Here is an 11,849-nt window from a genome sequence, read left to right as displayed (position 1 = left end):
GCGTCAGCGCTGCCCCGGGCCGAAAAAGACAGTGCAGTGGGGAAGCGTTTCAGGCACCGCCGGCGTCATGCTTGCCGGTGCCGGATTGCCTCGGCCGCACAGTCCACATAAGGCGTTGTCGGCCGCTCACTCAGCAATCGCAGCTCTTGCCCTTGCTCTTGGTCTTGCACTTGTTGTTGCTCTTGCTCTTGGTCTTGCACTTGTTGTTGCTGTTGCTCTTGCACTTGTCATCAGGCTGGCCGCCGCCGCCGCCGCCATACACGTGTTGCAGCTCGGTGCTGTTCAAGTTACGCATGATGCTCTCCTCAGCTCAGGCCGGACAGAAAACCACCCGGCGTGGCCCTGCCGACGTTGTCCCTATGACATCATCAAAAAAGCAGAAACAAGGCGCCCCGCCGCGAGTTTCACCCCGCGTTTTCGGTTCGCACTTGTGGGAATCCTGACAACAGGCTTCCCGGCCATGTCAAAAAGCCTACCAACAAGCGAAGCGGGATTTTTTCTATGCGTAGCGGGTTTGAGACAGATCAAGCGCTGTGCATAGATGAGTCGTTTGTAGACATATCCTGCGGAGAAAGACAAACTCTTCCCAAAGAAGAGTGATCACAAGTATCCGACCAGCTCAAACGTGCCCTCATCCAGCCCTGCTTTACGGGGCGCCAATGAAAAAAGCGAAGCCAAATCAATGGCTTCGCTTTTCTGTGAACCGAACTAGCGGTGCCGGTGCGGCTTAGAACGGTTGTTAACACCTTGTAGTGAAAAAAGTTCCACTACTCCTTTTGTTAGCCCAGCCTTACCTCATCAATTTCCCGTATCGTGAGGTTATAGCACTTCAATGTGTAAAGTATTACGTAAAGTTTTACTCTCTTTGCTCTCAAAAACTTTACATTTCGCGCTCTTTGAAGATGATCGTTGGCCATCCTTACCGATGGCAACCATCCATCAACAAACCTACTCATGATTGGCTCCGTCGGCCTAGATGCGCTTGACTTGGCCGGGACACCCCGCATTGACCCATTCCGCTGCAATCGCTCGCAACTTTTCTCGGTTGGCCGGATAGCCGAAGCTTCTGCGGGCCATTACGAAATAGTCGGCACCTTCCCATTTCGGAATGGTATTCCCGTTGTGCATATTAAAATCAAAGGCGACCAGCGCTGCCACTTGTGCGGCAAGAGCTCTTGCGCCAGTAGTCAACGAATTGAACACAACGAGCTCATCGTCACTCAACTCTAAAGCGACCTGGGTGCCTGAAGGTGTCTTATTGTAGAAATTGACCAACACCACGGTGCGATCTCTAACTTGCTGTTAGACGATGCTGAAAGCATCTGGGCATCAAGAGGCTTACGTTTTAATTGAAGGTAAGCAGTCGATAGGAAAATTTTAAGCTTCGAAATCAAGCTTGCGTCGCCAATTTGACGAGCAAGGAGATCCGTCTTAGAGGTAAAAAAATGCCGGTAGCCGACCTTTCTATCATACATGAAACTGTTGCGTTTCGACGGTGCGCGGCCAAAAAAATCTTCTCATTGCGATGGCCACCCAATCACAATGAGCGGAGGTCACCGATCGCGTCTCCTGTCATGAGGGAATAGAAGCCCCTTCTAAGAGTGAACCGCCCCGGGTTTTGTAGAGGCTCCATTGTTTGAGAGAATGGAGTCATGAAGAAGCAACCCAAGTATTCCCCCGAAGTCATCGAGCGTGCCGTGCGCATGGTCAGCGAAGCCGGCAGCCAGTACGAGTCACAGTGGGCGGCGATCACGTCGATCGCGGCAAAGATCGGCTGTACGCCGGAGACGTTGCGTCGCTGGGTACGCCAGCAGGAGCGTGATACGGGCCAGCGTCCAGTGCCGACAACCGCCGAAGAGGCGCGCGTTAAGGCGCTCGAGCGAGAGGTGCGTGAATTGCGCAAGGCGAACGAGATCCTGCGTCTGGCGAGTGCGTTTTTCGCCCAGGCGGAGCTCGACCGCCGCTTCAAGCCGTGAGGGCATTCGTCGACCAGTACCGCCATGCTTACGGTGTCGAGCCGATCTGCCGGGTGATGCAGGTCGCGCCGTCGGGCTACTGGCGATACGCCGCGCAGCAGCGTAACCCTGAGTTGCGTTGTGCACGTGCCCAGCGCGACGATGTGCTGAGCGTCGACATTGAACGCGTTTGGCAGGCGAACCTGCAGGTCTACGGCGCCGACAAGGTCTGGCGCCAGCTGCGACGTGAGGGAACCGATGTAGCCCGCTGCACGGTCGAGCGCTTGATGCGCAAGGCCGGCCTGCGAGGCGTGATGCGCGGTAAAGTCGTACGCACGACGATTGCAGATGCGAAAGCGCCATGTCCGCTCGACCGGGTCAACCGCCAGTTCAAGGCACAGCGGCCAAACCAGCTGTGGGTCAGCGACTTCACGTATGTCTCGACTTGGCAGGGTTTCGTCTATGTCGCCTTCGTGATCGACGTCTTTGCTCGGCGCATCGTCGGCTGGCGCGTCAGCAGCACGATGCGGACCGATTTCGTGCTCGACGCGCTGGAGCAGGCGTTGTATGCGCGTCAGCCCGAACGAAACGCGTTGGTCCATCACAGCGACAGAGGCTCGCAATACGTGTCGATCAAGTACAGCGAGCGCCTGGCAGAAGCCGGCATCGAGCCGTCTGTGGGAAGCAAGGGCGACAGTTACGACAATGCCCTGGCCGAGACCATCAACGGGCTCTACAAGGCTGAGTTGATCCACCGCCGCGCTCCCTGGAAAACACGCGAGGCTGTCGAATTGGCGACGCTGGAATGGGTGTCCTGGTTCAATCATCACCGACTGCTGGAACCGCTCGGCTATATACCGCCGGCCGAAGCTGAGGCAAACTATTACAAGCAACTGAGCAGTCAAGCCATCCCGGCCTGACTCACACTAACCGGCCTCCACGAAAGCCGGGGCGGTTCAGAGCGCCTAACAAAACCCCTTGGTTGTCCTGACAGAAACACCCTACACTGAGCCATGCTAAACGTCTGCAATCGGCCAGAAGCGGACCTTTGTAAGCCCCCTTTGCAGCTAACAATCCGCCCAACGGTTGCCTAGCGATTCAGACGTGACAATCTGCGTATTTTCACCGAATTCAATGCTGTATTCTGAACGGCACTTGTTTGACCACAATTTTAGAAGGGAAACGAAATGGGTGCTCGGGGTGCGGTAATCATGGGCTTCTTCGGTGCGGTGTTTGCCGCGCTAACAATGCATTTGCAATGGCAGGTTGGGCTCGTTATGTTGACTTTGCCCTTCATTGTGTTCTTGATCATTGGGGCCGCTGCGATACACACGATCGACCTGGGGGGCACCGGCGTCATCCTTTCCGAGCGAACCAAAAAAGCACTGATGTGGAGTAGCATTGGTGAGGGAATCGGCATCTTCCTCGCATCGAACATCGTCAACAACTTGCACCGGCCCGACCTGCTTCTACCAGCGATTGCCCTTGTCGTCGGCTTACATTTCCTCCCTATCGCCCACGCTGCCTCGTTCCGTCCTTTTTACATGCTCGGCGCATCTTTGCTGTTGTTTGCTGGCATCGGCTTCCTGGTCTCCGCACCGCTAGGCGGCGGCATCGCAGGCATCGCGGCTGCGCTGAGCCTGTGGCTTGCCTCGACTGTAGCGATCAGTCGAGACCAGAAGGCCAAGCGGGCCTCGTTGGCGTGCGGTTAGTGGACCGTGGCTAAGCTGACCCAGTCCGAGCGACGGTTTTCGGCCAAGAGCGGCGATTCGACTACTGAACCCAAGCCTTGAAACTCACTGGAAATCTTCCCTGATGAACCCGTTTAGTTTGGCAATCCCTTTTGGTCTTATTGGTCCAGTATTTCCAGTAGGCGTTCTCGCATACCTGTGGCGGTCCGTGCTTCCACATTTTTGGTGGTTTGTCGGGATTGGAGCAATCGCGTCATACATCTTGATGGCCATGTGCGTCACATGGGCGCTTTCTGATGTAGGTATCACTGGACACATATCTGGCGCACCGAAGCAAGCCTTGGACCCACTCACCATCCGCTATTGCTCATTCATGCTCATGTGGCTGGCTGGAAGTGCAGCCATGCTGTTCGTCACGCGGCATCTTTTGTCGAAAATATAGGCCTGATTCGCATGTCCGCTTCGGGTCAACAGCGGACCGAGTGCGCGAGGCGCCTGAATTTTTTTAACATGCGTTCGCGCTCGACGTTCCGTAGCCCTACTCAGTTGGCATTATCGAATGATCGAAAGACGTTGGTTGAATTGGTGCAATCTCTGCCATAATTCCTTGGCAATCAATCCGATTTCGTCATGGTGACGAGCGGCGCCGCACGGGGAAGCTGGGCATCGAAGAGCGCGCAATGAGTATGCAAAACGGCTGTTAGCAGGTCTGTCGAGAATTGGCGCAAGCCAGACCTGAAAGAGACAGTTCCGTTTGCCAGAACGGAAAACTTCGTCAATGGGGCGTCGGCGTTACAGAAAAGAGGTTGATTAACCCGCAACGCACAAATATCCGAACGGCATCAACCGCCGAGCTTTCTAATTGCGCCGTATGGATTGGTGCTGACTGGACGGGCATCGGGAAATGCACTCCTGAACTGTCTAGTATCCTGTCGATGCGCGTCGATCCACGCATGCGCTTTGGCGACCTGATCAAATTCTTCGAAGCAGTACATCACGCCGTCAAGCATGATTTCATTTACAAATTCCATGATTTTCCTCGTCCGCAACGAAGGTCCAAAGCGCGGTGGCTCGGTTAGCGTCTCCTGTGCGACTTATCAATCGGCAAAGGCTCCCCGTGCGTGATGACCCGCTGTATGACTGATTCTTCCACCCCGACAGACTCCAGAAAATGTCGCGCATAGGGGCTACCCCAGTCCCGATTCAAAACGCGGCCGAAATTGACGAGCGCTCGTTCTTCGGCATTTCTGCGTGTTTCAAGCCGGGAATTCATATCTGCTTTGATCGATTTAATATAGTCATGGTCCAAAAGGAATCAAACCATCCGGCTTGCGCCGATGCTGCGCGTGCAAGCCGGGTGGCCTCGAACAGGTCGACAGGTCGGAAATTCCCTCAATGCATTGCCTGATCAGTGCCTCGTTTGATCCCAACCGTGGTGCACGGCCGCTTTTGTCTCGTCCCAGGTCAGTGGCTTTCCTTCGCGAAGATCGCGTTTCCATTCCGCCCGTATTTCCGGTTCGGCGTCATCCCAACTGCGGCCCTGGAAAGCGCCCCGGCAGCGGAGATTGTTCCCATAGCGGTAAACTGGAGCGAGGTCGTCGTAGTTCATGTGCGGGTAGTAGCGTGCGTGATGCGAACGGTAGTTGGCCTCGCTTGTATCGTCTCCCAGCGTGCTTCTCTCCCACCCATGCTTCACGGCATCCACGAAGTTTTCCCAAGGCGTGAGTTCGCCGGGATGCTTTCGCTTCCATGCGGCCTTTCTCTCGGCGGCGGCAAGGATCGAACCAGGGTCCTGTCTGGCAATGGCCTGCGCAGGGTGGCGCAGGTAGCTCGTGTACCAGTGACTGCGGCGGTAAGCATCGTTATCGATTTCCGGCCGCATGCTCTCCCAACCCCGTTGCAGCGCCAGTTCGGCCGCATCCCCTCGCGCCCCGGTGGGTTCGTGCGCCTCCCATAGCACCTTCAGATCGCCGGCTGCTTCCTGCCACGAACGGTTGCGGAACCTTTCGCTGTCGTGGAGATGACGAGCGAAACGAAAAGGCGCCGACGTGTCAAGCCCGACGTCGTCGCTGCCGATACGAACCAGATTGGAGACGAGCGATACAGCGCGATCCGATTCGGACTCGGAATCGATCGCAAGGGTGAGCAGGTAGCTGTCGGGCGACCGGGGCCTGTCAGCGCCTGCCGCACCGCCGCGTGCGTGATGCAGGAAGCGCGACAGGAGTTGGACGGCCGATGTGCCCGAGTGCTCACGCCACTTGACGCACGCGGCGGCATGCACGGCTGATGTCGCGCCGGTCAGCGTTACCAGCTGAGCATCAGCGCGTGCGTATCCCGAGCCAAGTAATCGGTCCAGCGCCTGCTCGGCCTTGACGCGCTCGTTGAACACGGCTTTCATTTGATATCGCATAGATCCTCCTGCTGTCTTTGTTCGAGCATGCATGCCGATGCTTCGGCATGCGACGCATGAGTCTGCAAGGTTATGGGGTGCATCGTCGTGCTTCGCCTGGGTACGGCCCGCAGCGTGCGGACTGATCGTGGTCACCGAGGACAAAGCGTTCGTCATGCCGCGCAAGGGCGGCGACCATGAGGTAGGAGAGCGTTGCATGCGCAACACTGGATTCGAGTGTACGCCCATCGCCAGTCGGATGGTGAAAATGCGCCGAATTCTTTTTTGAGCATCAGCGTTGCAGGCGAAGTATGGGGGCACGCGTCGATAGACGCGCTTCGTGCTAGCATGGGTTTCAGGCAGAAGGCTAAGGTGCGAAAAGCATGCCATGGGCTTGATCGAGCTGGACGAGATGCAATGGTTTCGAGCGTCCTGGGCAAGCAGTCGCGCGCATCCGCCGATGTTGACTTGCATGAAGTCGATACTCCCGTCCTGTGAGCGACGAGCTGTCGCCACTGAAAGGCTACGTCGGGATCTTCTTCAAGCCAATGCCGGGTGCAGGGAGTATCCGACTGGCGATGGGACTGCATGGGTTCCTGCATTTGAACGCGATCTTGCCGGGAGACGTTTCGACTGGCTAGGCACCGTTGCCTGTCCGGGCATCTGCCGACGCTGCGGCGTTGCCGCGGCAACCTGTATGGCGGAGGCAGCATGGCAAACCAGATCCTCATCATCTCAGCGCGCCAGGACGACGTACAGGCCTTGAAGCAGGCACTGGGCCAGGCGTCCGACGGCCCCTTCGTGGTCGAGGACGTGTCGACCCTGGCGCAGGCCTTGGGGCGAATCCAGCGCGGCGGGATCGACGCGATCTTGATGGAGATGTTGCCTGACGGCCGCGGTTTGCCGTGCTTTGCGCAGGTATACGATGCTGCGCGCCATACGCCGATCATGATGCTGTGTGGGGCTGAGGAAGAGGACGCCGCGAGGGAGGCCGTGCAACACGGCGCACAAGGATGGTTATCGCGGGGATATTTCGACAATAGCCTGGTGCCTCAGTCTCTACGTAACGTCATCGAGCGCATGAAAGTAGAACAGGGCGCGTATGTGGCTCTGGCACGCGCCCAGATCACACTCGATTCAATTGGCGATGGCGTCATCTCGGTCGACATGCATGGACGTGTCGATTACCTAAATATTGCTGCGGAAGAAATGACCGGGTGGTCTCGTTCCGAGGCAAGTGGAAAGCCGATTGCGGAGGTGCTTGTCATTGTTGATGCCGGTAGTGGCGAACTGGTTGTTAATCCAGTCGGCGAGGTACTGAAAAACGGCCGCGACCAAGCTCTGGCGGGAGACGTAATCTTGGTCAATCGCAGTGGACAACGAAAGACTATCGAGGATTCGGCTGCGCCGATTTTCGATTGGAACGAGCGGCTTGTTGGTGCCGTGATGGTATTTCGGGACATCTCCCATACCGTCGCGCTAACGTCGACAATGCGGCATCTGGCACAGCACGACTTTCTCACCAAGCTGCCTAATCGTGTCCTCCTGCATGACCGGATCACGCAGGCCATTTCTATGGCCAGGCGCAGCGCGGCCAGCCCGGCGCTGCTCTTCCTCGATTTGGATAAATTTAAACACATCAACGACTCTCTCGGCCATGATACCGGCGACCGGCTGCTCCAGGCGGTGGCGGAGCGCTTGCTTAGTTGCGTGCGCCTATCGGATACGGTCAGCCGTCATGGGGGCGATGAGTTCGTTATCCTCTTGGCCGACGAACAGCGGCCACACAATGCCGCGCTGGCGGCCAAAAAAATCCTGATTGCCCTATCGAAGCCTTTCGTAATTGAGGGACAGCAACTGCATACCTCGACCAGTATCGGTATCAGCGTGTTTCCCGCGGACGGAGGGGATGCCGATGCGTTGATCAAAAATGCCGATACTGCCATGTATTATGCTAAGGAGCGCGGGCGCAGCAATTACCAGTTTTTTAGCGAGGAGATGAATGCGCGCGCCGTTGAACGCCAGCTGATTGAAAGTAATTTGCGCCGGGCGCTCGATCACCAAGAATTCATACTGCACTACCAGCCCAAGGTGGACCTGGAAAGCTGTCAGGTTACGGGCGTTGAAGCTCTATTGCGATGGGACCATCCCGAATGGGGAATGACAAAACCAGAGCGCTTCATCCGTATCGCGGAAGAGTGTGGCCTGATCATTCTTATTGGACGATGGGTACTGCGCGAAGCATGCGCGCAAGTGGTACGGTGGCGGAATAGCGGATCGGCTCCGGTGTCGATCGCCATCAATGTATCCGCCCTGGAGTTCCGTCACCACGAATTTTTCGGCTATGCCATGACTGTCTTCCAGTCGAGCGGCGTTGACCCGGGCTGCGTGCAGCTGGAATTAACCGAAAGCGTGCTCATGCGCGACGTCGCTGCCAGTGCCGAACTGCTGACAAAGCTCAAGGCGACCGGCGTGCAGATCGCCGTGGATGACTTTGGCACTGGCTACTCCAGCTTGAGCTACTTGAACCAGTTCCCGATCGATGTGCTCAAGATTGATCAGTCCTTCGTCAGGGCGATCGATGGGACCTTGGATGGTAATGGAGCAATTGTCAGTGCCGTAATCGGCATGGGCAAGAGCCTGAATCAGCGCGTCATTGCAGAAGGCATCGAGAATGCGACGCAACTCGCGTTCCTCAAACTGCATGGATGTCGTGAGGGACAAGGTTACTTCTTCAGCAAGCCTCTCGATGCTTTCCAGATGCAGGCATTGCTGCTCGGCTAGATACTCTCGGTCTATAGGTCAACTTGCACGGCACCATGACAGTAAAATAATGCCGCAAATCGTGCCGTGCACGAGGAGACAGGCGGATAGTGGCCTTGTTCGTAGGATTCCCAGTCCCGCATTTAGCACGGCACGTCGCTGCATCTCTACTCGATCCATCAAGCTTTGCCGACTTCGATCACATTCTGGTCGCGATACGTTACGGCTCGACATACAATAGGATTCCTCACGTATCCAGATTCTCCCTCCAGTAATCCCGCTGTTCGATCCCACCTCATTCACAGCTCACTTATTCAACGATTTGAGCAGGCCCTGGCTGGATACTTCCAGACTGTCTGCGACGCGACCCCGAAACCGGGCCAAACCATGGTCGAAGAGACTATACGAGGTGTCGCGCGCTGCCAGCGAGGAAACCGCTCGCAGCATGCATCAACAGGAAGCCGCCCTGAAGAAATTCCATGATCCGTTCCAGCCAGCCGATATCAAACGCGCTGAAGGGCATGGGGTGGACCATACGGCTGGCAATACTAAACGCACAGGCGCGAGCACAGACTCAAGCATGCAGTTCGATGGATTATCGGAGAACGGTTCTGTGCAGGGCCACGTGCAGGGACCGTCAATCCAGGCAACTGGTAGCACGCCATTACGCAAGCCGGGCTGAGCATGCGCAGCCACAGCATTTCAGCCGTGCTTGTGAGCGACTACAATGGGTGAGTCCATCGGCAACGACTGGGGTTCAGGTCGTTTTAAGTAAGACCACAAGAAAATACGTACGTTGCAATAGATGTCCGCTCCGGGTCCGAAGCGGACGTCCAGGTCACCACAACCTAGCTGACAAGTTTTCCTCATTAGCAACGGCTCTCGTCCAGATACTGTACTCGCATCCGTCTTTGTGAGGAGTCTGCCGATCCAATCCCGTAGTCCGCGTCACGCGCGCCTCTGGGAGCGGAATGCGCGTAGCTTGAGCTATCTCTTAACGTGTCGAAGGGGAGATCGTCATGGAATCCGATCCTGCATCCATCTGTCGCGGCCTGCCGCTCAGCCCTGAGCAAGACAGCGAGATCAGGCACCATATTCATGGCAGGCAACGGTGTGGCCTGCCGTGGGAAACGCCCGAGTTGCGCGCGATGGTCGCCGACATGCTCGACCCGCCGGAGGTGAGCGAAGAGGAGCAGCAGTCGCTTTCCGACAGCATGCATGCCGAGCGCGGGGCGCTGCAGGACGACGACGAAGGGGTTACGCATACACCCCGGATGCACCGCAGCGAATGACGCAGCCCGCCCGTCACGACGAGTAGCTCGACGCGGGCGCCGGCGCCGACTGGCGCGCTAGCCGCAAACAGGCGTGTCAAACCGTACCGGCGACCTGCGTGCTCATGTCGGCAGTCCCCGCGGCCAAAGGAAGAATGACGTGGAATGCGCTGCCTTTCCCGACCCCGGCACTCGTGGCGGAAACCGTGCCGTGGTGGATCTCGACCAGACTCCTGACGAGGGCCAATCCAAGACCGAGACCACCGGTACGTGCGGTGGAAGAAGGTTCGCCCTGCATGTACAAATCGAATAACTTCGGCATCAGCTCGGGAGAAATTCCGATACCGTCATCGGCTACTTCCAGGCCAAGAGACGTCCCATGTAATTGCAGAACCACCTGGATGTGGCCGGCGTCGGGTGTGTAGCGGATCGCGTTCCCCAACAGATTGCCGATTATCTGGACCAGCCTGGTTCGATCGCCGTCCACCATGCACGGGCGCTGCGGCAGCGTCACCTGGATGCTATGTTGTTGCCTCTGCAGGGCCGGCGTCAGCTGCTCGACGGCTGCCTGGACTGCTTCGCGCATGTCGACCTGTACCTTTTCGATCGAAAGGAGGCCGCGGCCGATACGGGAAACGTCGAGCAGATCCTCGACCAGACGGCTCATATGGCTGGCCTGCCTGGTGATCAGTTGGCTCAGGTCGTTGACGCGCGCCGGGTCGGCGGGATGACGGTGCAGCAGCTGTGCTCCCATCAGCGTGGCCGACAGGGGACCGCGCAGCTCATGGCTGAGGGTTGAAAGGAATGCGTCCTTGCGCTGGTCCGCCACGAGCAGCGATTCGGCTTTTTCGCAAAGCAGGCGGTTCAAGGTCTCGACGGTCTTGTTCGTCTCTTCGAGTTCCTTCGAAATTGTGAGCAATTCGACTTGCTTTGTCTGCAGGTCGGCCAACACGTCGCTCAGCAGGCGATTCTGCAAGGTCACGTCCGACAACGCGACACTGGCCGGCAGCGCATTGAAATTGCGGATGGCGTGACACAGCGCGTCCACGTCGAGATGTCGGGTGTGTGCCGGAAACGGCATGCGTAATGTTACCTGCGCCCCATTACTGTCGGCCGTCAACCCGCAGCGCTCGATGAAACGCCTGGTGGCGGCCGACACCAACACGTCTCCAGCCGGCAGGCTGTCGTCTCTCCTGGTAATGCTGTCGAGCCCAGCCGAAGAACGGCTTTCGACGACGACGACGAGCGACTGGCGTCCGGCTTCCTTCGTCACCAAAAACCGTACCGATCCACCGGCCCCGCAAGCATGCCGTGCGAGCTCGGAAACCGCCGTCGAAATACGTGTTTGATCCTGCCGGCTGAAGGCACAGAACGCTGCGATTTCGCGCGCGCGCCGCCTCGACGCGATGACGTCGAGTTCGGAGGTGAGTGTCACGGTCAGGAGGGGGATCATCTGCCGACTCTAACCGAATCCCCTGTGTCGTAGGAATTATCTTACGCATTCGGGAGCGTATCAGGTCATATCATCCGATTAACAACACATTGCCGATCGGCATGGCAACGCGCTTTATAAGACAGCTGCGCCTGCTCGAATACACCGCTTGCTTTGTCGTCTTATAGCGCCCATGATGAAGCATGCCAAGGCATCAACGCTTTGTCCTGTCCGGCGTCGATCGAGCATCGCCGCAACGCCGCCTTTCTGATTGGCGCTCTTCCGCTACACGACCCGGCGCCTCAACGGTGACACAGCCAGCCCGGTTCGTACCAAGGCAGTTACTCT

10 protein-coding genes and 1 other annotated feature are annotated in these 11,849 nt (G+C 57.4%); of the genes, 5 read left to right on the top strand and 5 right to left on the bottom strand.

From position 1 onward, the window contains the following. Nucleotides 1-130 precede the first annotated feature (130 nt). Nucleotides 131-295: a hypothetical protein gene (locus tag ACFPAH_RS08890; protein WP_379743824.1), complete on the bottom strand. Its 165-nt coding sequence runs from the start codon at nt 293-295 to the stop codon at nt 131-133. A gap of 677 nt (nt 296-972) precedes the next feature. Beyond that, complete coding sequence (locus tag ACFPAH_RS08885; RefSeq protein ID WP_379743821.1) at nt 973-1,281, bottom strand: hypothetical protein; 309 nt, start codon at nt 1,279-1,281, stop codon at nt 973-975. Nucleotides 1,282-1,652: 371 nt separating this feature from the next. On the opposite strand from ACFPAH_RS08885, the gene ACFPAH_RS08880 reads away from it, so the two are divergent. Beyond that, nucleotides 1,653-2,875 (top strand): IS3 family transposase gene (locus ACFPAH_RS08880; protein WP_379743818.1). Its coding sequence is split into 2 segments (ribosomal slippage): nt 1,653-1,941 and nt 1,941-2,875, totalling 1,224 coding nucleotides; the frame shifts between segments, so codons are not numbered across the junction. Beyond that, nucleotides 1,931-2,047: a sequence feature (AL1L pseudoknot), on the top strand. It overlaps the preceding gene by 117 nt. Before the next feature lie 291 nt (nt 2,876-3,166). After that, entirely contained in the window at nt 3,167-3,667 is a 501-nt protein-coding gene (locus tag ACFPAH_RS08875) for a hypothetical protein (protein ID WP_379743815.1), read from the top strand. Between the two features lie 821 nt (nt 3,668-4,488). Here the strand turns inward: ACFPAH_RS08875 and ACFPAH_RS08870 are convergent. Both ACFPAH_RS08870 and ACFPAH_RS08865 read right to left on the bottom strand, forming a co-directional pair. Further along, nucleotides 4,489-4,677, bottom strand: coding sequence for a hypothetical protein (locus ACFPAH_RS08870; protein ID WP_379743812.1), 189 nt, complete (start codon nt 4,675-4,677; stop codon nt 4,489-4,491). Nucleotides 4,678-5,054: 377 nt separating this feature from the next. Beyond that, complete coding sequence (locus tag ACFPAH_RS08865; RefSeq protein WP_379743809.1) at nt 5,055-6,056, bottom strand: hypothetical protein; 1,002 nt, start codon at nt 6,054-6,056, stop codon at nt 5,055-5,057. A gap of 690 nt (nt 6,057-6,746) precedes the next feature. On the opposite strand from ACFPAH_RS08865, the gene ACFPAH_RS08860 reads away from it, so the two are divergent. The 3 genes from ACFPAH_RS08860 (at nt 6,747) to ACFPAH_RS08850 (ending at nt 10,090) form a co-directional block, all read left to right on the top strand. Next, nucleotides 6,747-8,819 carry a putative bifunctional diguanylate cyclase/phosphodiesterase gene (locus ACFPAH_RS08860; RefSeq protein WP_379743807.1) on the top strand — a complete coding sequence of 691 codons (2,073 nt, stop codon included), beginning with the start codon at nt 6,747-6,749 and terminating at the stop codon, nt 8,817-8,819. Nucleotides 8,820-9,243: 424 nt separating this feature from the next. After that, nucleotides 9,244-9,480, top strand: a complete 237-nt coding sequence (locus ACFPAH_RS08855; protein WP_379743804.1) for a hypothetical protein — start codon at nt 9,244-9,246, stop codon at nt 9,478-9,480. 337 nt (nt 9,481-9,817) lie between these two features. Further along, nucleotides 9,818-10,090, top strand: a complete 273-nt coding sequence (locus ACFPAH_RS08850) for a hypothetical protein (RefSeq protein WP_379743801.1) — start codon at nt 9,818-9,820, stop codon at nt 10,088-10,090. A gap of 76 nt (nt 10,091-10,166) precedes the next feature. Here the strand turns inward: ACFPAH_RS08850 and ACFPAH_RS08845 are convergent, their stop codons facing one another. Beyond that, nucleotides 10,167-11,522 carry an ATP-binding protein gene (locus tag ACFPAH_RS08845; protein ID WP_379743798.1) on the bottom strand — a complete coding sequence of 452 codons (1,356 nt, stop codon included), beginning with the start codon at nt 11,520-11,522 and terminating at the stop codon, nt 10,167-10,169. Nucleotides 11,523-11,849 lie beyond the last annotated feature (327 nt).

The sequence above is a fragment of the Massilia sp. GCM10023247 genome, assembly GCF_042653325.1.
Classification (GTDB): domain Bacteria; phylum Pseudomonadota; class Gammaproteobacteria; order Burkholderiales; family Burkholderiaceae_D; genus Telluria.
This window is presented reverse-complemented; position numbering and strand designations above follow the sequence as displayed.